This is a genomic window from Pseudomonas extremorientalis (assembly GCF_001870465.1).
GTDB lineage: Bacteria > Pseudomonadota > Gammaproteobacteria > Pseudomonadales > Pseudomonadaceae > Aquipseudomonas > Aquipseudomonas extremorientalis.
Window position 1 is genome coordinate 56,975 of record NZ_MDGK01000015.1, and the last position, 20,417, is coordinate 77,391.

The following is a 20,417-nucleotide window of genomic DNA, read 5'->3' on the forward strand; positions in this document are numbered from 1 at the left end:
TGGAATTCACAGCATGGTCACGGTCCTACTGCGCAATATCGATTTGAATCTGTTGGTGGTGCTCGATGCACTGCTGACTGAAAAACACGTCACTCGCACCGGTGCGCGACTGCATTTGAGCCAGCCGGCCATCAGTCACTCCTTGAGTAAGTTGCGGGTGCTGCTCGACGATCCGATCCTGATCCGCGAGGGTAACGAAGTGGTGCTCAGCGCGCTGGCGCAGAATATCCAGGTGCCGTTGCGCGACATCCTCAGCCAGATCGAAACACTGTTCGGCAAGTCCATCGACTTCGACGCGGCCAGTTCCCAACGCACCTTTCAATTGGCGATGTCGGACTACGGCGCCGCGATTATCCTGCCCAAGTTGCTGGTGCGACTGCGCAGCGAGGCGCCGAACACCACGCTGGTGGTGACCCAGGGCAGCCGGCATGCGATGTTCGAGCAAGTGGCGCAGGGCAAGATCGACCTGGCCCTGGGGGTGTTCCCCAGCTTGACGCCCGATGTGTCGATGGAAGTGTTGTTCGAGGAAACGTTTTCCTGCCTGCTCGACCGGCGGACCCTGTCCAAGGACGGCATGCTGGATCTGGAGAGCTACCTGGAGCGCCCGCATATCCAGGTGTCCATGGACGGAGGTGCCAATGGTGAAGTCGATAGCCTGTTGCGTGCCGAAGGATTGCGCCGTCGCATCGCCGTCAGCGTGCCGCACTGGCGTACGGCGCCGAGCCTGTTGCACAACACCGACCTGATCCTTACCGTGGCCACCCGCACGCTGGAAGACACGTTGCTTAACCCGGACCTGGTGCAATTGCCGCCACCGTTCAGCATTCCGCGCTTTCCCTTTGTGCAGATCTGGCACCAGCGATTCTGTGACGATCCGGCACATGCGTGGTTGCGCGAACAGGTCAAGCAAGTGGTAGCTCATACCGTGCAGGTCGACTGATCGGGGCGCAGGCGTAATCGCAAGTCCTGGCCCAACTGGGTCACTTCATACAGGGTGAAGTCCAGGGAGTGGGTGAGGTTTTCCAGCTCCGGCAAATGCACCAGCGGCCGTGCGAGGTCGCCGAGCAGGCGCGGCGCGACGTACAGCAACAGCTCATCCACCAGTCCGGCGCGCAGCAGGTTGCCGGCCAGGGTCGGCCCGGCCTCGACCATCACATCATGCAAACCGCGCTGGCTCAGATGGACCATCAAGGCATGCAGATCGAGGCCATTCTGGTTGCCCGGCAGGCCGAGCAAGCGCTCAGCGTTGGCGCCTGGCGGCAGATGTTGCTCGTGCACCACATGCAGGCTTGGCGCCTGGTCGTCGAACACTCTCGCGGTACCCGGCACCCGCGCCTGGCTGTCGAGGATCACCCGCAGCGGCGCGATGGCTTCGGCGGACGCCATCTCGCGTACGGTCAATGAGGGGTTGTCGGCCAGCACCGTGCCGCTGCCGGTGAGGATCGCTGCACTGCGCGCTCGCCAATACTGCACATCGGAGCGCGCCCTGGCGCCGGTGATCCATTGCGAGCGCCCGTTGTTCAGCGCGGTGCGGCCATCCAGGCTCATGCCCATCTTCAGTTGCACCCACGGCCGCTGGCGCTTGACCGAGGACAGGAAGCCACGGTTCAACTCGCGGGCGACCGCATTGAGTAAGCCCACGCGAACCTCGATCCCGGCGTCGCGCAGTTCGGCGATGCCACGACCGTCGACCTGCTCGAACGGGTCTTCATGGGCAACGACCACACACGCCACGCCAGCCTCGATCAGCGCCTGGTGACAGGCACCGGTGCGCCCGACATGGCTGCAGGGTTCCAGCGTCACATAGGCCGTGGCGCCCTTGGCCAGGGCACCGGCCTGGCGAAGGGCGAAGATCTCGGCGTGCGGACCGCCCGCACGCCGATGCCAGCCCTCGCCCACGATGTGTGCACCGTGGGCGATGACGCACCCGACCCGTGGATTGGGCCAGGTGGAGTGACTGCCGCGCTCGGCCAACGACAATGCATGGTGCATATGTTGAAAGTCGATTTCGCTGAAGTGGGTCATGGGCGGCGTTGCCCTGCCACGGCGTGGGCGGTGATCGGGTAGATACGCCCGTCGTAGGCGCTGGCCAGGAAGCCACTGCCTTCGGCGTCATGGGTCAGGCAGGAAATACCGCTGGCGGTGATCTTCTCCACCTTTGCCCATTTGCGCTTGGCCAGGTCGAACACGGCCACGGTGCCGCCGTAGCTGCCGGTGGCGATCATCTGGCGGTCCTTGGAGATCGCAATGCACTTGATCGAGTGGCTATGAGGGGTGTCATACACCTCGCTGTTGCCGGCTTGCCACAGGCGCAGCTTGAGGTCGCGCCCGATACTGGCAAAGCCGCCCTGGATCTGCGTGCAGCCGTTGGAAATACGGTCGTGGGCTTTGTCCAGGTAGGTTTCCAGTTCGAAGTCGCTGATCCGGAAGAACGCCGCGGCCGCTGTCGCGCATACGCTGAACAGGTACTGTTCATCGGCGGCGATGCCCTTGATGGCGTTCTCGTGCATGCGCACTTCGCGCAGGAAACGCGGCTGCTGGTTTTCCAGATTGAAGATCAAGGCTTCGCCAGTGTACGTACCGATTGCGGCGTGCAACTGGCCATCTTTTTCGAAGGTGGTGCCGCAGTTGAGCGGTGAACGGTGCTGGTAGATGACGTCGCCGGTCTTGGCGTCGAACACCGTGCCCATCTGGCCGCCGGTCAACACGCTGTCGCCGAAGGGCAGCAGGAAGTTGCACAGACTGCCGGCCTTGGTGCTGGGCTGGCCATTGATCTGCAGGATGCCGGCATCACCGATGCTGTAGATGTCGTCGCCGACCACCGTGACGGCGTTCAAGCTGATGGCCGGCTCGATGCCGCCCACGTCCCATTCCTGAGTGGTGAAATCCCAGGTGGCGTAGGTGGAGCCGAAGGTCACGAAGGCGATGCGATGGTTGCCCAGCAATGCACAGCTGCGTGGCCAGATGATGCTTGGCAGTGAAGTCTGGGCGGTTTTTACCAGTTGGTTGTCGGGCGTCAACTCCCACAGCATGACGCAACGGTCGTAGCTGAGGCTGACCAGCAGGCGCTGCGCGTCGTTCCATACGATGCGCTTGATGCCGGCGGCATGGGCGGCTTGCAGGTAGGTGCCGCTGCTGCTGATCACGGAGATTTTGCCTTCGTCGTCACCGGCGAAAATGATGCCCTCGCGGGACAGGGCCACGGTGTCGGTTTCGACGCCGCCCAGGTCGATCAGGTCCAGTTGTTCGCCGCTGGCAGCGTCCCAACGGCGGATCGAACCGTCATCGCTGCTGGAAACCAGGGTCTTGCCATCGGCGGCCCAGCACACCGAAATCACATCGGCATCGTGACCGCTGAGGATCCGCAGGGTTCGCCCACTGAGGTCGAACAGGCGGATGCTGTGGTCCCGCGAGCAGGTGGCGATGGTCTGGCCATCCGGTGAGAAGGCAGCCATTTCGATGTCGTCATCGTGACCCACCAGCACGCTTTTCAAGCGCAGCGAAGGGATTTCCCAGACGCGGGCAGTGTAGTCGCTGCTGGCGCTGACCAGCAGGGTGCCGCTGGCGTTGAACGCGCATTGGTTGGCCAGGTGGTCGTGGAGCACGCGCTGGATCGGCGTCTTGGTTTTTGCATCCCACAAAATAACCTGGTTGTCATAACCGGCGGTTGCAACGTACGTATCGTTGAATGTTGCGATACCGCTAATAGGGCCAAAGTGTCTCATGCGTCATCATCCTTAATGTAGTGTGGGCGAAAGAAAGTGTTCAGGCGCGCTTCGGTTGTTTCATCAGGTTGATCACGTGGTTTTTCTTATCGACTTTCGCTTGCAAGTAATGAGTGTTATGTCGGGTGACAAACACGCCGGTCGGAATAACGTTGTCCACTACAATGCCGTTATCCACCAGGGCTTGAACTTTGTCCGGGTTATTGGTGATCAATTGGCAATGTTTGATGTTCAGCGCTTTCAACATGCCTGCGGCCATGGAGAAATCGCGGTCATCTTCCGGAAAGTTCAGATGAGTATTGGCTTCGAACGTGTCCATGCCAGAATCTTGCAGGCGGTAGGCGTCCAACTTTGCATATAAGCCGATGCCGCGGCCTTCTTGGCGCAGGTAGATAAGATAGCCACCCACTTCCTGCATGCGCAGGATCGACTCGTTTAATTGCGGGCCGCAGTCACAGCGCTGTGAACTGAATACATCGCCGGTCAGGCATTCGGAGTGAATACGCACCAACGGGCTGATGGGATTGGCGGGGCCAAGCTTTATCACGATATGTTCGTGTGCCGTGTCCAACCCACTGAACGTGTAGAAAGTTCCAGGGTTGGAATGGTCGTCCAGGGGGATATCAACATGGTTGCGTACGCTTAGGCGGTTCATGGCGGTTCCTTCCGTGCTTGAATGTTCAACGCGTTATTGTTTTGGTACAGAGGAGGGATTACAGGGTTTGTGCGAGGCGAAAGCCCATTACGTAAATCTGTCGCGGATACTTGCCGTGACGCCGGCAATTTCGGGTCAGGTCGCGAAACCGCGTGAAGCTGCCACCACGGGCGATGCGGTGGGTGCCAACCACAGTGACGAGGTCGTCGGTGATGGCGGTGCCGCCGGGGTAGGGGGCGTAGTCGTCAGCGACGAATTCTTCGACATTACCGGCCATGTCCAGACAGCCAAATGGCGAAGCACCCTCGACCAGGAAGCCGACCGGAGTGGTGTCGAACAGGCCCAGTTCGGCGGTGTTGGCACGCTCGGGCAGGAAGGTATTCCCCCAGGGATATTCGAGGTTTTCCGGGCCGGCGGCGGCGTATTCCCATTCAGCCTCGGTGGGCAGGCGGAAGCTGCGGCCACTGGCTTCGCTGAGCCAGGCAGCGTAGGCGTCGGCGTCATCGGCAGTGATCCCGTAGACCGGATGGTTAGCGCGTGCGTGAGGGTACTGTCCGAAGGCCCAGCTTTCGGGAATCCGTGCCTGCGTGTTGGCTTCGAGAAAGGCTCGGTATTCGAGGTTGGTCACCGGATATTTACCGATGGCGTATGGCCGCAGGTGTACGCGATGACGAGGGACTTCCTTGGCGATCCAGTCCTGATCCAGGCCCAGGCCGCGCATGTCATGCATCACCTGGTCGACCGCCGATTCGGCCAGACCGATCTCGACGGTGCCTGCGCTGATTTGAATCATCGTGGGGTTGAGTACATCGAGCCTGGGGTCATGGGTCAGTGCCAGCAGTTGGGCGGCGGCATAGCGCCAGGCCAGCGGCGAGACAGGGTTTTCGACGCGGTCGGCCAACTGTTCGCTGGTCTCTTCCGACACCAGGCGCCAGGCTGCCAGCGGCAACTTGAGGTTGACGGCTTCGTGGAAATGCTCAGGTAGGCCCATCAAGAAACGGTCTGTCATTTCGGCGGTCAGGGGGCCGTCGAACACGGGCCAATGGTTGAAACCCTTGGGAGTCATAACGCTCGTTTTCCTACTGCGTGGGAGAAAAGGCACGTACACCCAGGCGTACGTGCCCGGCCTTCAGAGGGTGCAGATCAGCCCGGTTTGCAGGCAGTTGCGTTCGAAATCATCCCAGTAGCCCTTGGGGTGCTTGGCCCGCTCGGCCTCGGAAATAATCGGTTTTTGCCACTGCAGGCGGGAGAAGCCGGCTTTCATGATCGCCAGCTCATAGCGTTCGCGGCTCCAGCGATGGAAGGTGAAGGCGCTGGGCGGTGTGGTGACGAATTCGGCGTGGTGGCGAAAGCCGCCTTCGTGGGGTTCTTCGGTGAGTACGTGCACGCCGTATTTGGTGAAGTTGCCACGTTTCAATTGAAAGGTTGGCTCTACCGTGTAAGCCACGACCCGTCCACCTGGGGCGAGGTTCTTGGCGACGACCTGGAACATCTTGTCCAGTTTTTCTGGCGAATCGGCATAGTTGAACAGCCAAGCGGCGGTGATCAGGTCGAACTTGCCGAGAATGCCCAGATCGCAGATATCGCTGACGTGGTACTCGATTGGCTCCTGGTTGCGCGCCGATTCTTGCCGGGCCAGTTCAATCATGGAGGCGGAGATGTCCACGCCAACCACTTTGCTGGCACCTTGGCGATACAGCTCGCGTCCGAAGAAACCGAAACCGCAGGCCAGGTCCAGTACGGATTTGCCCTGGGGATTACCGACCATACTGAAGAAGGTCGCGGTTTCCACCGAGCGCTGCGAGGCGCTGTCCGTGAAAGCTTCGAAGCGTTCGCCGATGGCGTCGTAAGTTGCCGTTGCAGTTTGAGTGGTCATTGCCTCACCTTTTTAAAGTTAATAGCTGTCGTCAATCCCTGACTGGGAACATGAAGAAGTCTTCTGTTTTTGGTGACCCTGTTAGGCGTGAATCAAGTGCGAGTGGTAATAAGGAATCCTCCTATGACGACAAGTACGCCGACCAGTTTATTAATGTTGAGAGACTGTTTGGGGAAGCCCAATAAGCCAAAATAGTCAATCGCAATTGAAACGATAAGTTGTCCGATCAATACCGCCATGATGAAGTTGAGGGCGCCGAGTCGAGGCGCCATCAATAACGCTACGGTAATATAAAAAACGCCGGCAACACCGCCCATCCAAATCCACCAGGGGCCGTCTTGCACGGCGGCAAGATTGGGGCGAGGCGCCTTGACTGCAATAATGACAACAATGAGTACAACCAGGCTGACCAATAGAGATACTGCCGTGGCCCATAAAGGATGGCCTAGCAGGTTACCCAGTTTTGCGTTGGTGCCTGCCTGCAAGGGCACTGCAAAACCGGCGAATAAACTGAGCAGGATGAAATACAGTAAGGTCATGAAGTGGGCATTCCGTTTTTTTTCAAGTTTTACGGTGCTTGGATTGTTGGCGCCAATTCTTTGTTCTGATGGGGTGTATTCGTCGCACTGATCGAGCATTGGCTACTGGTGATTCAGGGACGGGGAATCAGGTGTGCGCAATCTTGACCGACGGGTTTACAATCGCTGCTCCTGATCAGGAGTATCCCTGTGCTGACTCATCTCGATTCCCAAGGTCGCGCCCATATGGTCGACGTCACCGACAAGTCCGTGACGTTCCGTGAGGCGGTGGCCGAAGCGCGTGTGCGCATGCTGCCCGAGACCCTGCAAATGATTGTCGACGGCGCCCACCCCAAGGGCGACGTATTTGCCGTGGCCCGTATTGCCGGGATCCAGGCCGCGAAAAAAACCAGTGACCTGATTCCCCTCTGCCATCCGTTGATGTTGACGGGCGTCAAGGTCGAACTGAGCGCCGAGGGTGCAGACTTGGTGCGTATCGTGGCGCGCTGCAAACTCTCCGGCCAGACCGGCGTGGAGATGGAAGCCCTTACTGCTGCCAGCGTCGCGGCGCTGACGATCTACGACATGTGCAAGGCGGTGGACCGTGGCATGACCATCGAAAGCATTCGCCTGCTGGAAAAACTCGGCGGCAAAAGCGGGCATTTCAAGGCGGACCAGGCATGAGCATCAACGTATTGTTTTTTGCGCGTTACGCCGAAGCGGTGGGTTTTGATTCGTTGGAGATGGAGGGCGACTTCGCCACTGTCGATGCGGTGCGTCTGGCGCTGGCCAGTGACCCGGAGTTTGCAGTGCTCAACGAAACCAGCCTGATGTGTGCGCGCAACGAAGAGATGTGCGGCCTTGATGAGCCGGTGCAGGCAGGTGACGAAGTAGCATTCTTCCCACCCGTGACCGGAGGCTGAGCATGGCCATTCGTGTGCAGGCCCAGGCGTTTGATCCCGGTGCTGAAGTCAACGCGATGCATGCGGCCAATGTCGGCGTGGGCGCGGTGGTGAGTTTTGTTGGCTATGTACGCGATTTCAATGACGGTCTGGATGTCGCGGGAATGTTCCTGGAGCACTACCCCGGCATGACCGAAAAGGCCCTGGCCAAGATCGCTGTGGAAGCCGAGCAGCGCTGGCCGTTGCTCAAGCTGGAAGTGCTGCACCGCATTGGCGCGCTGGAACCTGGCGAGCCGATTGTGTTTGTTGGGGCGGCCAGTGCCCATCGCCAGGCGGCGTTTGATGCCTGCGCGTTTGTGATGGATTACCTGAAGACGCGGGCGCCGTTCTGGAAGAAGGAAAATACCAGTGAGGGGCCGCGTTGGGTGGAAGGGCGCCACAGCGACCACGCCGCCGCGGAGCGCTGGAAGTCTTAGGCCAAACACAGCACCAAATGTGGGAGGGGGCTTGCCCCCGATTGCAGTGGGTCAGCCAACAGAGATGTTAGATGTGCCATCGCTATCGGGGGCAAGCCCCCTCCCACAGTTTTCACTGCATTCCAGCTTACGGGCGCTTGCGCTCCACAGCCCGCAGCAAGTGCGTCGGCGGCGTCTCACAGCTGATCTTGCGCCCCAGCAGCGCCTCGATCGACGGCAGCTGATACGAGTCATCTTCCCCGGCAAAGCTGATCGACACACCCGCCGCCCCGGCACGGCCGGTACGGCCAATGCGGTGCACGTAGTCATCCGGCACTTCCGGCAGGGTGAAGTTGATCACATGGCTGATGCCGTCGATGTGAATCCCACGCCCGGCCACGTCGGTGGCCACCAGCACACGGATCTTGCCTTCGCGGAAGCCTTCCAGGGTCTTGATGCGCTTGTGTTGCGGCACATCGCCGGACAGTTGCGCGGCGTTCACACCGTCACGCACCAGGCGTTCTTCGATCCGGCGCACCTCGTCCTTGCGGTTGGCGAACACCATCACGCGTTCCCAGCCGTTGTCGTTGACCAGGTTGTAGAGCAGCTTGTACTTATCGGCGCCGGCTACCGCGTAGATGTGTTGCTCGACGTTTTCGCTGGCGACGTTTTCCGCTTCGATCTCGACGATGGACGGGTCGGTGGTCCATTGCTTGGCGAGGTTCATCACGTCTTCGGTGAAGGTCGCGGAGAACAGCAGGGTCTGACGCTCGGATTTCGGCGGGGTCTGGCGAATGATCTGGCGCACTTGCGGGATGAAGCCCATGTCGAGCATGCGGTCGGCTTCGTCCAGCACCATCACTTCGACCATGTCCAGGTGCACGTCGCCGCGCTGGTTGAAGTCCAGCAGACGGCCAGGGGTGGCCACCAGGATGTCGCAGTGGCGGGCTTCGAGGTGTTTGAGCTGCTTGTCGAAGTCCATGCCGCCCACGAACGTCATGACGTTGAGGCCGGTGTACTTGGTCAGGTCGGCGGCGTCCTTGGCGATCTGTACCACCAGCTCCCGGGTCGGGGCGATGATCAGCGCGCGCGGTTCGCCCATGTAGCGCTCTTTGGGCGGCGGCGTCTGCAGCAACTGGGTGATGATCGAGATCAGGAACGCGGCGGTCTTGCCGGTGCCGGTCTGGGCGCGGCCGATGGCGTCTTTGCCGGCCAGGGTAAAGCCCAGCACCTGCGCCTGGATCGGCGTGCAGTATGGAAAACCAAGGTCCTGGATGGCGTGCATCAGTTCCGGGGCCAGCTTGAAATCATGGAAGCGGGTCTTGCCTTCCTGGGGTTCGACGACAAAGTCTTCGAGTTTCCACGGAATTACCGGCGGTTTTGGCGCACGTTCACGGCGCGGTTTTGGTGCCACCGGTGCGGCAACGGGTTCGACCGGTCTGGCCTGTTCGGGTGGGGTCACCGTCGGCTTCTTCGGCTGGGCGGCGGGTGCGGTCCGGTCGGGCTGTCTGCCGTCATTGCGGCTGCCGGCTGTCGGGGCAGGAGCACTGGAATCAGGCGCGAGCGGCTCAGCCTCGCTTTTGCCGAACATCTTCTTGAGTGCTTTGAGCACGGTGATCTCATTAATTGGTTAAGGAATGTACGCCGGCCAGTGTAATGCAAGAATCGGGCGCGGCGTAGTGCGTCTGTCATACGGCTACATAAACACTGGTGTTCAGCCCAGGCGAGCGGTCAACCAGGCACCGATATCGCGTATCTCCTCGGGTAACACTTCGTGGCCCATTGGGTATTCCTGCCATGTCACGGTGACACCACGGCTCTTCAAATGCTCGTAGGCGCTGCGGCCCATGGCGTTCTGCACCACGTCGTCGTACTGGCCGTGCAGGCACAGGGCGGGAATGCGCTGCTGGCTGGCGGACAATTCCAGCTCGTCGCTGAACGTGGGGGCATAGGTGGAGAGGGCAATCACGCCACCCAAGGGGCCTTCCCAATTCAGGAATGCGGTGTGAAAGACCACGGCGCCACCCTGTGAAAAGCCGGCGAGGAAAATCCGCGAAGCCTCTATTCCGGTTCTCTTCTGTGCCTCGATCAAATCCGTGACCATTGTTGCCGAGACTTCCAGCTCTTCCAGGCTGATGGAACGGGCCGGGCTCATGGCTTTGATGTCGTACCAGCTTGGCATCTCGTAGCCACCATTGATCGTCACCGGCCGGGTCGGTGCCTGGGGCAAAACGAAACGCGTGGTCAGCAGGCTTTCCTGCAGCGCCTCGGCCACTGGCAGGAAGTCATAGCGATCGGCACCCAGGCCATGCAACCAGATAACGCAGGCGTCTGCGGGCTTGGCGGGCTGAAGAATCAAGGGTTCGGTCATGTCTGCTCCATTAATGTGCGCGCGCTCCGATTAAGTGCGACGGAACGGTGCGCGATGGGTTGATCTGTTAAGAAGATGTCGCACGGTTGAATCTTTTTCTCTTGACCGGGGGCTGGAACGACTCAGCCGGCACTCTGGTACGGCGCTTGCTATGTGTTGAACGATGTCAGCGCTATCCCGGGACGGTAACACTATCAGTGACTGCCGCTTGTGGGATAGCAACTGGAATTACTGCGACAACTTCATGCCGCTTGACCCTAAAAAAAGCCAACACGGGTCGATATCGCCTCATAAGGGTGCGCTGAGGTTTGAGCTCCGACACAACAAGAGCAAACTGGAGGTTTGAATGAAGGTATTGAAATCCACCCTGGCCATCGTGACTGCGGCGGCTGTACTGGGTGTCAGTGGTTTCGCCCAGGCGGGCGCCACGCTGGACGCCGTGCAGAAAAAAGGCTTTGTGCAGTGTGGCGTGAGTGACGGCCTGCCGGGTTTCTCGGTACCGGATGCCAGCGGCAAGATCCTCGGGATTGACGCCGACTTTTGCCGCGCTGTGGCCGCCGCCGTTTTCGGCGACGCGACCAAGGTCAAATTCAGCCAGTTGAATGCCAAGGAGCGTTTCACCGCGCTTCAATCCGGCGAAGTCGACATTCTGTCCCGTAACACCACCATGACCAGCTCCCGCGACGCCGGCATGGGCCTGAAATTCCCAGGCTTCATCACTTACTACGACGGCATCGGCTTCCTGGTAAACAACAAGCTGGGCGTGAAAAGTGCCAAGGAACTGGACGGTGCAACCATCTGCATCCAGGCCGGTACCACCACCGAGCTGAACGTTTCCGACTACTTCCGTGGCAACGGCCTGAAATACACGCCGATCACCTTCGACACTTCCGATGAAAGCGCCAAGTCGCTGGAATCCGGGCGTTGCGACGTACTGACCTCCGACAAGTCCCAGCTGTTCGCCCAGCGCAGCAAGCTGGCCTCACCGAAGGACTACGTTGTTCTGCCGGAAACCATTTCCAAGGAACCACTGGGCCCGGTCGTGCGTAATGGCGACGACGAGTGGCTGGCCATCGTGCGCTGGGTTGGCTACGCCATGCTCAACGCTGAAGAAGCCGGCATCACCTCCAAAAACGTCGAGGCTGAAGCCAAGTCCACGAAGAACCCGGACGTTGCGCGTCTGCTCGGTGCTGACGGCGAATACGGCAAAGACCTGAAAGTGAAGAAAGACTGGGTTGTACAGATCGTCAAGCAAGTCGGTAACTACGGTGAAGTGTTCGAGCGCAACCTGGGCAAGAGCACCCCGCTGGAAATCGACCGTGGCCTGAACGCGCTGTGGAACGCTGGCGGCATTCAATACGCACCACCTGTGCGCTGATCGCTGATGGTTCTGTCACCCGGTGGGCCAACCGCCGGGTGATGTTCTGTTCCATTATTTCCGGGGCACTTCATGCAAAATCAAATCGGCGCACCCAAGCAGAAGCTCAGCTTCAGCGACCCTAAAGTGCGTGCGTGGCTCTTCCAGATCATCACGATAGTGGCGGTGGTCTCGCTGGGCTGGTACCTCTTCAACAACACCCAGACCAACCTTCAGCACCGGGGCATTACCTCGGGTTTCGACTTTCTTGAACGCAGTGCCGGCTTCGGCATCGCGCAACATTTGATCGACTACACCGAATCGGACAGCTATGCCCGGGTCTTCGTGATCGGCTTGCTCAACACCTTGCTGGTGACCTTTATCGGCGTGATCCTGGCGACCTTGCTGGGGTTCATCATCGGCGTGGCGCGGCTGTCACCGAACTGGATGATCAACAAGCTGGCGACCGTGTATGTGGAAGTGTTCCGCAACATTCCGCCGCTGCTGCAAATCCTGTTCTGGTACTTCGCGGTGTTCCTGACCATGCCGGGGCCGCGTAACAGTCATAACTTCGGTGACACCTTCTTTGTCAGCAGCCGTGGCCTGAACATGCCGGCAGCGATTGCCGCTGACGGGTTCTGGCTGTTTGTGGTCAGCATCGTTGTCGCCATCGTGGCAATCGTGCTGATGGCGCGTTGGGCCAACAAACGTTTCGAAGCCACCGGCGTACCGTTCCACAAGTTCTGGGCGGGCCTGGCGCTGTTCATCGTGATCCCGGCGTTGTGCGCCTTGATCTTCGGCGCGCCGCTGCATTGGGAAATGCCCAAGTTGCAAGGCTTCAACTTTGTCGGCGGCTGGGTACTCATCCCTGAACTGCTGGCACTGACCCTGGCGCTGACCGTCTACACGGCAGCGTTCATCGCCGAGATCGTGCGTTCGGGCATCAAGTCCGTCAGCCATGGCCAGACCGAAGCCGCGCGCTCCCTGGGCCTGCGCCCCGGGCCGACGCTGCGCAAGGTCATCATCCCGCAGGCGCTGCGGGTGATCATTCCGCCGCTGACCAGCCAATACCTGAATCTGGCGAAGAACTCGTCCCTGGCCGCCGGTATCGGTTACCCGGAAATGGTCTCGCTGTTTGCCGGCACGGTGCTCAACCAGACCGGCCAGGCCATCGAAGTCATTGCCATCACCATGAGCGTGTACCTGGCGATCAGCATCAGCATTTCCCTGCTGATGAACTGGTACAACAAGCGCATTGCGCTGATCGAGCGGTGAGGAAACCAGCATGACTACGCATACATTCAAACCGGATATGCCGCCGCCGAACAAAGTGTTCGGGCCGATGGCATGGATGCGCGCCAACCTGTTTTCCAGCTGGCTCAACACCCTGCTGACCCTGTTGGCGTTTTACCTGATCTACCTGGTGGTGCCGCCGATCCTGCATTGGGCGATCCTGGATGCCAACTGGGTCGGCACCACGCGGGCCGATTGCACCAAGGAGGGCGCCTGCTGGGTGTTTATCCAACAGCGCTTCGGGCAGTTCATGTACGGCTACTACCCCGGCGACCTGCGCTGGCGCGTGGACCTGACCGTGTGGCTGGCCATCGTTGGCGTAGCGCCGCTGTTCATCTCGCGTTTCCAACGCAAGGCGATCTACGGCCTGAGCTTTTTGGTGCTGTACCCGATCATCGCCTACTTCCTGTTGCATGGCGGCATCTTCGGCCTGACCAACGTGGCGACTAGCCAATGGGGCGGGCTGATGCTGACCCTGGTGATCGCCACCGTCGGCATCGCCGGTGCCTTGCCGCTGGGCATCATGCTGGCGTTGGGGCGGCGCTCGAACATGCCGGCGATTCGGGTGGTCTGCGTGACCTTCATCGAATTCTGGCGCGGCGTGCCGTTGATCACCGTGCTGTTCATGTCCTCGGTGATGCTGCCGTTGTTCCTGCCCGAAGGCATGGGCATCGACAAACTGCTGCGGGCGTTGATCGGCGTGATCCTGTTCCAGTCGGCCTACGTGGCCGAGGTGGTGCGCGGTGGCTTGCAGGCGATTCCCAAAGGTCAGTACGAAGCGGCTGCAGCGATGGGCCTGGGTTACTGGCGCAGCATGGGCCTGGTGATTCTGCCGCAAGCCCTCAAGCTGGTGATTCCCGGCATCGTCAACACGTTCATCGCGCTGTTCAAGGACACGAGCCTTGTGATCATCATCGGCCTGTTCGACCTGCTCAACAGCGTCAAGCAAGCCGCCGCCGATCCTAAATGGCTGGGCATGGCCACCGAGGGCTACGTGTTCGCAGCCCTGGTGTTCTGGATTTTCTGTTTTGGTATGTCGCGCTATTCCATTCATTTGGAACACAAGCTCGACACAGGCCACAAGCGTTAGGAGTTGTTGTTATGAGCGAAGCGATCAAACAGCCTGTGAGCCCTGAAGGCATTATCCAGATGCAGGGCGTCAACAAGTGGTACGGCCAGTTCCACGTGTTGAAAGACATCAACCTCAACGTCAAGCAGGGCGAACGTATCGTACTGTGCGGCCCGTCGGGTTCGGGCAAGTCCACCACCATCCGCTGCCTCAACCGCCTGGAAGAGCACCAGCAGGGTCGCATCGTGGTCGATGGCGTGGAGTTGACCAACGACCTCAAGCAGATCGAAGCGATCCGCCGCGAAGTCGGCATGGTGTTCCAGCATTTCAACCTGTTCCCGCACCTGACCATCCTGCAAAACTGCACGCTGGCGCCAATGTGGGTGCGCAAGATGCCCAAGCGCAAGGCCGAGGAAATCGCCATGCACTACCTGGAGCGCGTGCGCATCCCGGAGCAGGCGCACAAGTTTCCGGGGCAACTGTCCGGCGGCCAGCAGCAGCGCGTGGCCATCGCCCGTGCGTTGTGCATGAAGCCCAAGATCATGCTGTTCGACGAGCCGACTTCGGCACTCGACCCGGAAATGGTCAAGGAAGTACTCGACACCATGATCGGCCTGGCCGAAGACGGCATGACCATGCTGTGCGTGACCCACGAAATGGGCTTTGCGCGCACCGTGGCCAACCGCGTGATCTTCATGGACAAGGGGGAGATCGTGGAACAGGCGGCGCCGAATGACTTCTTCGACAACCCGCAGAATGATCGGACCAAGTTGTTCCTGAGCCAGATCTTGCATTGATCGATGCTTGAAACGACAAACCCGGCCTGGTGCCGGGTTTGTTTTTGCCTGTCTAGGAGGCCTTGAGCGCTTCCTGATCGGTATTGATGGTGTGGTTGAATCCGCGCATATCAGTACCCTCGGCCAACGCCCTCGCATCGGCCAGCAGGTGTGGGTAGCGATCCAATAGTCGCATCAGCAGCACCAGGGGTTTGGGGGGCAGAAGCTCGCCGCGCTCGTAGCGTGAAAAAGCGTTGTGACCGCCTCCCGATAGCAGTTCCACCGCTTCCTTCTGTGTAATGTGCAGTTTGCGTCGGATGCGTTTCATCTCGGTGCCGATCATTTTTCGCGCGGCGTGGATGAGTTCATCACCGGCTTTCGCATGGCGCTCTGAACTATCAGGGTCATACACGCTGTCGCTGCATGCATGGCATTCCCAGCCAGAAAGGTCATCGACACGACTTTCCATGCCTTTGACACTAAGGGTTTCGCTTCGGCCCTCGAACCGGGTCATTCCGCCGGGTGTACCGCATATATAGCATTGTCGGGTTTTCATGAGTTGCACTCCTTGAAGGAGATGACCGGGGGGTTACCGCCTGGGCAGTAAGTCACCTTTATGTACATCTCCATGCCGTGTGAACTGATGTGGTACACGTCCTGCCATACCCGATGGTCTGCATAGGTAGTCATTGATTTGTACAACATCCTGGTTTGCAATTGATAAACGACCTCCTTCATCTCATGGATTGCGAAGCCGAGTTTCCTTCCTGTGGCCTTGGCCGTTGAGGTAAATGCCTGGTCTCCCAGCCGTCTCACATCCGCCTTTATCACCGCCAAATCGTAATGAGGTGTGTACTTTTCCATAAGACACCTAAGTCCATAATTACCCTCAAAGGGTAATTTTACCAATCGAAAATACTGCTCCTTTACCTGCCTAAGAACCGTAGTGCGTTGCCTTTGTAGGTAAGTCCGAATAGGCTGTAGGAAAATTCATCCTATGATTGGACGAAAGCGCGGAGCCCATGACAGACATCGCCCCTTTGATCAAACGCTCCCTGGTCGACCAGGCCCTGGAGCAGTTGCGCCTGCGCATCACTGAAGGCCGGTGGGCCATCGGTGAGCGCCTGCCCACCGAGCCCGAGCTGTCCGCCGAATTGGGCATCAGCCGCAATACCGTGCGCGAGGCCATGCGCGTATTGGCGTTCTCCGGCTTGATTGAAATCCGCCAGGGCGATGGCAGTTACCTGCGCTCGATGACCGATCCGCTGGGCACGATGCGGGCGCTATCCCACTGCACCCTGGAGCAGGCGCAGGAGACGCGGCAGATTCTTGAAGTGGAAGCCATCGGGTTGGCCGCCATGCGTCGTACCGAACAAGACCTCATCGCCTTGCGCGAAGCCCTTGACACCAGTGGCAAGCTGTATCACGGCGACCTTGAGGCCTATATCAGCGCTGACCTGGTGTTCCACAAGCACCTGGTGGACGCCGCGCACAATCCGGCACTCAGCGAGCTGTACCAGTATTTCTCGCGCATCGTTGCCGCCCAGTTGCGCCAGACCCTGAACATTTCACCGCGTCGCCAAGCGGTGTTCGACCTGCACACCGCCTTGCTCGACGCCGTGGAACAGCAAAACCCTGAACGCGCCAAATCCCTCTGCCGGCAGTTGATCAATGAGCCTTGAAACCCAGCGCAAAACCGAATTCGAAGAACTGCTGATCGACGCCGAAGCCGATGACGAGGTGGTGCAGCACACGCCACCGCTGGTGAGCCGCCCATGGCTGTTGCTGCTGGGCCTGGTGCTGGTGGCACTGAACCTGCGTCCGGCACTGTCGAGCATGGCGCCGTTGCTGGCCGACGTTTCCGCCAGCCTGGGGCTGTCGGCAGCCCGGGCCGGTCTGCTGACCACGTTGCCGGTGTTGTGCCTGGGCCTGTTCGCGCCGACCGCTCCGCTGCTGGCGCGCCGCTTCGGCGCCGAACGGGTGGTGCTGGGCATCCTCCTGGCCCTGGCCGCCGGCATCATCCTGCGCAGTTCATTTGGCGAAGCCGGGCTGTTCGTCGGCAGCCTGATCGCCGGAGCGAGTATCGGCATCATCGGCGTACTGTTGCCGGGGATCGTCAAGCGTGATTTCCCCCGGCAGGCGGGCACCATGACCGGCGTCTACACCATGGCCCTGTGCCTGGGGGCGGCATTGGCAGCTGGCGCTTCGGTGCCCCTGAGCCATTACTTCGGCGACAGCTGGAGCATCGGCCTGGGGTTCTGGGTCTTGCCGGCATTGGTAGCGGCACTGGCCTGGTTGCCGCAGGTCGGGCACAAGCACGGCGCGCACCACGTGGCCTATCGCGTGAAGGGCTTGTTGCGCGACCGGCTGGCCTGGCAGGTGACGTTGTACATGGGCCTGCAATCGTCCTTGGCCTATATCGTGTTCGGCTGGTTGCCGTCGATTTTGATCGGTCGTGGCCTGAGCGCCACTGAGGCCGGGTTGGCGCTCTCGGGTTCGATCATCGTGCAGCTGTTCAGCTCGCTGGCGGCACCGTGGTTGGCGACGCGGGGCAAGGATCAACGGCTGGCGATTGTGGTGGTGATGCTGCTCACCCTCGGCGGCCTGTTCGGTTGCCTGTACGCGCCGCTCGACGGCTTGTGGGGCTGGGCGATCCTGCTGGGCCTGGGCCAGGGCGGCACCTTCAGCCTGGCGCTGACCTTGATCGTGTTGCGCTCGCGGGATTCCCACGTGGCCGCCAACCTGTCGAGCATGGCGCAAGGCTTTGGCTACACACTGGCGTCCATGGGGCCATTGGCGGTGGGTGTGCTGCATGACTGGACCGGCGGCTGGGGCGCCACCGGCTGGGTGTTCGCTGTGATCGGCCTGGGGGCAATCATCACAGGGCTCGGCGCCGGCCGAGCACGCTATGTTGGCGTGCTCAGCGAGCGGGTTTGATCTGCGGCCTCGACGTAGCGCAGGGGCTACGTCGCACAGTCACTCAGGCACGGCCTACAGGTACACCACTTCCAGCGTCGCGGAGCCATCCATCGGCGTTTCCACACTCAGGTCGAGGTTCTGCTTGGCGTTGATCACGGCTTCCAGGGTCAGGGTGCTGGTCAGGTTCTGGATCGCTGATGGGCCGGCGGTGCTGCCAGCCACATCGGTAAAGCCCAGCAGGCTCCTGGAGCCGATATCGATGGGGTTGCTGTTGGATGTACGCCACGCCACCCCACCCGTGGTCGACTCGGTGCCATAAGTCACCGGCAAAGCATCGGCCACCGTTTGCTTGGGATCGAATTTCACCGAGTACACGCCAATCTTGTTACCCGCGCTGTCCAGGCCCAGGCCGTAGTAAATCTCGCTGTTGACGTGAGCCGAGCCGTCGCGGTTGTCGTGCATGCGCAGGGCATAGCGACCGGGGGCGTTGCAACTGACGGTCAGGGTCAGTGACTTGAGCGGCAGCCGGGTGCCCGTGGCCTGGTTGAGGTCCTGTTGGGAGATCTTGCCGAAGTCGATCAACCCACCGCCGGAAAACGCCGGGGTGCAGGCCATGGGGGTGATCAGGCCACCCACGGTCAGTTCCACCGTGGACGCGGCCTGGGCGGTTGAAATACTGGCCAGCCAGGCAAGGGCGGCCACGCGAATCAGTGAGGCTTTCATGGTTCAGCTCCTATAAGTACTTGATGGTCAGGGTCACCGAGCCTTCGAAGGGCACTTCTTCGCTCAGTGGCAGGGTGTTGGCGGGGGCGAGGGCTGGTGCGACGTGCAGTTGGGCGGTCAGTTGCTGCACAGGTGCTGGAGCGAATACGTCTTTTGGGGCAAATGCGGTGAGGAAGTGGTGCGATAGAATGCTCGTGGGTGACCAGGACGAGGACGCCGTCGAGCCAATCGGTATCATCTCAACGCCGTCGGCCAACACGGTATCGAGGGTCAGCAGCAGGAAGCCGAGCTTGGCGTTATTGCCGGTCAGCCCCAGGCCGAATGAGTTGGGTGAATCGTTGTAACTCGAGCCGAGGCGATTGTCCCGGGGCTCAAGGGCCAGCAGCGTCATGGCTTCACAGGTGATTGCCAGTTGCAGGCTGGTGGCGGGCAATAGGGTGGGTCGATCGCTGTTCAAGTCTTTGGCGGCTATCTTGCCCAAGTCATACACGCCGCCATCGGACAGGCTGGGCGCGCAGGCGCTGGGCGTGATCCGGCCGCTGACGTTCAGCTCGACGGTTGAAGCGGCCTGGGCCTGCAGCACGTGGCTCAGGCACACGCAGGCGACCAGTCGGATCAGTATCGTTTTCATGGTTGAGTTCCTATAAGTAATGAATTTCGAGCGTGGCCGAGCCGTCGAGGCGAACCTCATTGCCCAGATCCAGCGATTCCAGTGGGGCGACCGTCGCCTCCAGGCTCAGCGTGGCGTTGAGGTGTTGAATGGCGCTGGGCCCGCCGGTACTGCCCGATGTGCTGCTGAAACCCAGGTAACGAATGGCCCCCACCGCCGTGATACGCGCACTGGCGCTGCTCCAGGGCAGGCCGCCGGTGCTGGAATCGGTGCTGAAGACTTGGGCGAAGTTGTCGGCGCTGATGAGGGCCGGGTCGAACAGCAGGCGGTAGCGCCCGATTTTCTGACGGCTGGCGTCCAGGCCCAGTCCATAAGTGGTTTCATCACCGGCACCGGTTGCCGAACCCTGGCGGTTGTCCTGCATGCGCACGGCGAAGGCTGTCGGCGCATCGCACGTTACGCTGAGGGACAACGCGCGTGGCGCCAGGGGCGTGTCCTTGTCGTTGGACAGGTCGCTGACCGACAACTTGCCCAGCTCCACATGGCCGCCGTTGGACAGGGTGGGGGTGCACGCCGCCGGTGCAAAACGTGCCTGCCAACGCAATTCCCGCGAATGGTCGACGGCGAGGGCGTCGAACAACCCCGCAGTGTCCCAGCTGACCGCGTCGCGTACCCGGACGGCGTCCTCGCTGGCCCAGGCACTGGCGTCCAGTTGCAGCGACAGGTTACGCCCGGTCACCGCCACGCCACCGCGCATCGGCACCACGCCGTGGTCGGGCTGCCAGCTCAGCCGAGCGCTGACTGCGGACGGCGCTTGCCCCGGACCCGCGATCAAACCGAGTTCGACCGCCTGGCCGTCCAGCACTGCGTCACGCACTTGCAAGCCGTAACTGCCGAGCTCGGTAAAGCGGAACCGCCCCGGCCCCGCCGCCAGCCCACGATAAAACACACTCATGTCGGTGGGCTGCGGGCAGTTCAACGTCAGGCTCAGTTGTCGCTCTCCCAGCAGGCGCTCGGGGGCGGGCACCAGTCCCACGGCGCGGTTCATCAAACCAAAGTCCACGTGCGTCTGGCTGAGGTTGAGTTGGCATTCGTCGGCGGCCAGGGCATGGGCGCCGAACAGGGCGCCCATGACGTACAAGACAGGTTTCAGGCCCATGGTCACAGT

Annotated in this window: 23 protein-coding genes; 10 read left to right on the plus strand and 13 right to left on the minus strand. The window is 60.6% G+C overall.

The features are described 5' to 3' along the window. The first annotated feature begins 13 nt into the window (after positions 1–13). Positions 14–940 carry a LysR family transcriptional regulator gene (locus BFN10_RS04050; protein ID WP_071488576.1) on the plus strand — a complete coding sequence of 309 codons (927 nt, stop codon included), beginning with the start codon at positions 14–16 and terminating at the stop codon, positions 938–940. Here BFN10_RS04050 and ribD read toward each other — a convergent pair. From ribD to BFN10_RS04080, 6 genes are all read right to left on the minus strand, one after another. Then, positions 919–2,025 carry a bifunctional diaminohydroxyphosphoribosylaminopyrimidine deaminase/5-amino-6-(5-phosphoribosylamino)uracil reductase RibD gene (gene ribD / locus BFN10_RS04055; RefSeq protein WP_071488577.1) on the minus strand — a complete coding sequence of 369 codons (1,107 nt, stop codon included), beginning with the start codon at positions 2,023–2,025 and terminating at the stop codon, positions 919–921. The genes BFN10_RS04050 and ribD overlap by 22 nt on opposite strands. Beyond that, the gene (locus BFN10_RS04060; protein ID WP_071488578.1) at positions 2,022–3,725 is read right to left on the minus strand and encodes a WD40 repeat domain-containing protein; all 1,704 of its coding nucleotides are present in this window, start codon (positions 3,723–3,725) and stop codon (positions 2,022–2,024) included. The genes ribD and BFN10_RS04060 overlap by 4 nt, the downstream gene beginning before the upstream one ends. Positions 3,726–3,765: 40 nt before the next feature. Continuing rightward, complete coding sequence (locus BFN10_RS04065; RefSeq protein ID WP_071488579.1) at positions 3,766–4,380, minus strand: GTP cyclohydrolase II; 615 nt, start codon at positions 4,378–4,380, stop codon at positions 3,766–3,768. Between the two features lie 58 nt (positions 4,381–4,438). After that, entirely contained in the window at positions 4,439–5,446 is a 1,008-nt protein-coding gene (locus BFN10_RS04070; RefSeq protein WP_071488580.1) for a formylglycine-generating enzyme family protein, read from the minus strand. A 63-nt stretch (positions 5,447–5,509) separates the two neighbouring features. Then, positions 5,510–6,256 carry a class I SAM-dependent methyltransferase gene (locus BFN10_RS04075; protein ID WP_071488581.1) on the minus strand — a complete coding sequence of 249 codons (747 nt, stop codon included), beginning with the start codon at positions 6,254–6,256 and terminating at the stop codon, positions 5,510–5,512. A 92-nt stretch (positions 6,257–6,348) separates the two neighbouring features. Next, positions 6,349–6,795 (minus strand): DMT family transporter, encoded by a 447-nt coding sequence (locus BFN10_RS04080; protein WP_071488582.1) that lies wholly within the window; start codon positions 6,793–6,795, stop codon positions 6,349–6,351. Positions 6,796–6,984: 189 nt separating this feature from the next. On the opposite strand from BFN10_RS04080, the gene moaC reads away from it, so the two are divergent. Genes moaC through moaE form a run of 3 tightly spaced genes read left to right on the plus strand, consistent with a single transcriptional unit; the run spans position 6,985 to position 8,152 of the window. Further along, positions 6,985–7,458, plus strand: coding sequence for a cyclic pyranopterin monophosphate synthase MoaC (gene moaC / locus BFN10_RS04085; RefSeq protein WP_071488583.1), 474 nt, complete (start codon positions 6,985–6,987; stop codon positions 7,456–7,458). After that, positions 7,455–7,697 (plus strand): molybdopterin converting factor subunit 1, encoded by a 243-nt coding sequence (gene moaD, locus BFN10_RS04090; protein WP_071488584.1) that lies wholly within the window; start codon positions 7,455–7,457, stop codon positions 7,695–7,697. Before moaC ends, moaD begins: the two co-directional genes overlap by 4 nt. A gap of 2 nt (positions 7,698–7,699) precedes the next feature. Then, positions 7,700–8,152: a molybdopterin synthase catalytic subunit MoaE gene (gene moaE / locus BFN10_RS04095; RefSeq protein WP_071488585.1), complete on the plus strand. Its 453-nt coding sequence runs from the start codon at positions 7,700–7,702 to the stop codon at positions 8,150–8,152. A 127-nt stretch (positions 8,153–8,279) separates the two neighbouring features. Here moaE and rhlB read toward each other — a convergent pair whose 3' ends face one another. Together rhlB and BFN10_RS04105 are read right to left on the minus strand one after the other, a co-directional pair. Continuing rightward, positions 8,280–9,749: an ATP-dependent RNA helicase RhlB gene (gene rhlB / locus BFN10_RS04100; protein WP_165447910.1), complete on the minus strand. Its 1,470-nt coding sequence runs from the start codon at positions 9,747–9,749 to the stop codon at positions 8,280–8,282. Between the two features lie 96 nt (positions 9,750–9,845). Then, positions 9,846–10,502 (minus strand): alpha/beta hydrolase, encoded by a 657-nt coding sequence (locus tag BFN10_RS04105; RefSeq protein ID WP_071488587.1) that lies wholly within the window; start codon positions 10,500–10,502, stop codon positions 9,846–9,848. A 346-nt stretch (positions 10,503–10,848) separates the two neighbouring features. Between BFN10_RS04105 and BFN10_RS04110 the strand changes: the two genes are divergently transcribed. The 4 genes from BFN10_RS04110 (at position 10,849) to BFN10_RS04125 (ending at position 15,018) form a co-directional block, all read left to right on the plus strand. Continuing rightward, entirely contained in the window at positions 10,849–11,880 is a 1,032-nt protein-coding gene (locus BFN10_RS04110; protein WP_071488588.1) for an amino acid ABC transporter substrate-binding protein, read from the plus strand. Positions 11,881–11,952: 72 nt separating this feature from the next. After that, on the plus strand, positions 11,953–13,134 hold the full coding sequence (locus BFN10_RS04115; protein ID WP_071488589.1) for an amino acid ABC transporter permease: 1,182 nt from the start codon (positions 11,953–11,955) through the stop codon (positions 13,132–13,134). Between the two features lie 10 nt (positions 13,135–13,144). Continuing rightward, positions 13,145–14,242 carry an amino acid ABC transporter permease gene (locus BFN10_RS04120; RefSeq protein WP_058422897.1) on the plus strand — a complete coding sequence of 366 codons (1,098 nt, stop codon included), beginning with the start codon at positions 13,145–13,147 and terminating at the stop codon, positions 14,240–14,242. Positions 14,243–14,253: 11 nt separating this feature from the next. Further along, the gene (locus BFN10_RS04125) at positions 14,254–15,018 is read left to right on the plus strand and encodes an amino acid ABC transporter ATP-binding protein (RefSeq protein ID WP_003171943.1); all 765 of its coding nucleotides are present in this window, start codon (positions 14,254–14,256) and stop codon (positions 15,016–15,018) included. A 52-nt stretch (positions 15,019–15,070) separates the two neighbouring features. On the opposite strand, the gene BFN10_RS04130 is transcribed toward BFN10_RS04125, so the two are convergent. Beyond that, positions 15,071–15,553, minus strand: a complete 483-nt coding sequence (locus BFN10_RS04130; protein ID WP_071488590.1) for a type II toxin-antitoxin system MqsA family antitoxin — start codon at positions 15,551–15,553, stop codon at positions 15,071–15,073. Then, the gene (locus BFN10_RS04135) at positions 15,550–15,861 is read right to left on the minus strand and encodes a type II toxin-antitoxin system MqsR family toxin (RefSeq protein WP_071488591.1); all 312 of its coding nucleotides are present in this window, start codon (positions 15,859–15,861) and stop codon (positions 15,550–15,552) included. The genes BFN10_RS04130 and BFN10_RS04135 overlap by 4 nt, the downstream gene beginning before the upstream one ends. Positions 15,862–16,019: 158 nt before the next feature. Here BFN10_RS04135 and BFN10_RS04140 point away from each other — a divergent pair, with 158 nt between their 5' ends. Both BFN10_RS04140 and BFN10_RS04145 read left to right on the plus strand, forming a co-directional pair. Further along, positions 16,020–16,679: a FadR/GntR family transcriptional regulator gene (locus tag BFN10_RS04140; RefSeq protein ID WP_071488592.1), complete on the plus strand. Its 660-nt coding sequence runs from the start codon at positions 16,020–16,022 to the stop codon at positions 16,677–16,679. Next, entirely contained in the window at positions 16,669–17,934 is a 1,266-nt protein-coding gene (locus BFN10_RS04145; protein WP_071488593.1) for a CynX/NimT family MFS transporter, read from the plus strand. The genes BFN10_RS04140 and BFN10_RS04145 overlap by 11 nt, the downstream gene beginning before the upstream one ends. A 54-nt stretch (positions 17,935–17,988) precedes the next feature. On the opposite strand, the gene BFN10_RS04150 is transcribed toward BFN10_RS04145, so the two are convergent. The 3 genes from BFN10_RS04150 to BFN10_RS04160 are packed head-to-tail and all read right to left on the minus strand — an operon-like array spanning position 17,989 to position 20,408. Beyond that, a complete protein-coding gene (locus tag BFN10_RS04150) occupies positions 17,989–18,639 on the minus strand; it encodes a DUF1120 domain-containing protein (RefSeq protein ID WP_071488594.1) in 651 nt (216 codons plus the stop codon). A gap of 10 nt (positions 18,640–18,649) precedes the next feature. Further along, the gene (locus BFN10_RS04155; protein ID WP_071488595.1) at positions 18,650–19,270 is read right to left on the minus strand and encodes a DUF1120 domain-containing protein; all 621 of its coding nucleotides are present in this window, start codon (positions 19,268–19,270) and stop codon (positions 18,650–18,652) included. Positions 19,271–19,280: 10 nt separating this feature from the next. Continuing rightward, positions 19,281–20,408 (minus strand): DUF1120 domain-containing protein, encoded by a 1,128-nt coding sequence (locus BFN10_RS04160; RefSeq protein WP_071488596.1) that lies wholly within the window; start codon positions 20,406–20,408, stop codon positions 19,281–19,283. Between the last annotated feature and the right edge of the window lie 9 nt (positions 20,409–20,417).

Excerpts from the sequence above, each read along its gene's own strand:
- BFN10_RS04050 (WP_071488576.1), top strand. The coding sequence starts at position 14 with ATGGTCACGGTCCTACTGCGCAATATCGATTTGAATCTGTTGGTGGTG.
- ribD (WP_071488577.1), bottom strand. The coding sequence starts at position 2,025 with ATGACCCACTTCAGCGAAATCGACTTTCAACATATGCACCATGCATTG.
- BFN10_RS04060 (WP_071488578.1), bottom strand. The coding sequence starts at position 3,725 with ATGAGACACTTTGGCCCTATTAGCGGTATCGCAACATTCAACGATACG.
- BFN10_RS04065 (WP_071488579.1), bottom strand. The coding sequence starts at position 4,380 with ATGAACCGCCTAAGCGTACGCAACCATGTTGATATCCCCCTGGACGAC.
- BFN10_RS04070 (WP_071488580.1), bottom strand. The coding sequence starts at position 5,446 with ATGACTCCCAAGGGTTTCAACCATTGGCCCGTGTTCGACGGCCCCCTG.
- BFN10_RS04075 (WP_071488581.1), bottom strand. The coding sequence starts at position 6,256 with ATGACCACTCAAACTGCAACGGCAACTTACGACGCCATCGGCGAACGC.
- BFN10_RS04080 (WP_071488582.1), bottom strand. The coding sequence starts at position 6,795 with ATGACCTTACTGTATTTCATCCTGCTCAGTTTATTCGCCGGTTTTGCA.
- moaD (WP_071488584.1), top strand. The coding sequence starts at position 7,455 with ATGAGCATCAACGTATTGTTTTTTGCGCGTTACGCCGAAGCGGTGGGT.
- moaE (WP_071488585.1), top strand. The coding sequence starts at position 7,700 with ATGGCCATTCGTGTGCAGGCCCAGGCGTTTGATCCCGGTGCTGAAGTC.
- BFN10_RS04105 (WP_071488587.1), bottom strand. The coding sequence starts at position 10,502 with ATGACCGAACCCTTGATTCTTCAGCCCGCCAAGCCCGCAGACGCCTGC.
- BFN10_RS04110 (WP_071488588.1), top strand. The coding sequence starts at position 10,849 with ATGAAGGTATTGAAATCCACCCTGGCCATCGTGACTGCGGCGGCTGTA.
- BFN10_RS04115 (WP_071488589.1), top strand. The coding sequence starts at position 11,953 with ATGCAAAATCAAATCGGCGCACCCAAGCAGAAGCTCAGCTTCAGCGAC.
- BFN10_RS04120 (WP_058422897.1), top strand. The coding sequence starts at position 13,145 with ATGACTACGCATACATTCAAACCGGATATGCCGCCGCCGAACAAAGTG.
- BFN10_RS04125 (WP_003171943.1), top strand. The coding sequence starts at position 14,254 with ATGAGCGAAGCGATCAAACAGCCTGTGAGCCCTGAAGGCATTATCCAG.
- BFN10_RS04130 (WP_071488590.1), bottom strand. The coding sequence starts at position 15,553 with ATGAAAACCCGACAATGCTATATATGCGGTACACCCGGCGGAATGACC.
- BFN10_RS04135 (WP_071488591.1), bottom strand. The coding sequence starts at position 15,861 with ATGGAAAAGTACACACCTCATTACGATTTGGCGGTGATAAAGGCGGAT.
- BFN10_RS04140 (WP_071488592.1), top strand. The coding sequence starts at position 16,020 with ATGACAGACATCGCCCCTTTGATCAAACGCTCCCTGGTCGACCAGGCC.
- BFN10_RS04145 (WP_071488593.1), top strand. The coding sequence starts at position 16,669 with ATGAGCCTTGAAACCCAGCGCAAAACCGAATTCGAAGAACTGCTGATC.
- BFN10_RS04150 (WP_071488594.1), bottom strand. The coding sequence starts at position 18,639 with ATGAAAGCCTCACTGATTCGCGTGGCCGCCCTTGCCTGGCTGGCCAGT.
- BFN10_RS04155 (WP_071488595.1), bottom strand. The coding sequence starts at position 19,270 with ATGAAAACGATACTGATCCGACTGGTCGCCTGCGTGTGCCTGAGCCAC.
- BFN10_RS04160 (WP_071488596.1), bottom strand. The coding sequence starts at position 20,408 with ATGGGCCTGAAACCTGTCTTGTACGTCATGGGCGCCCTGTTCGGCGCC.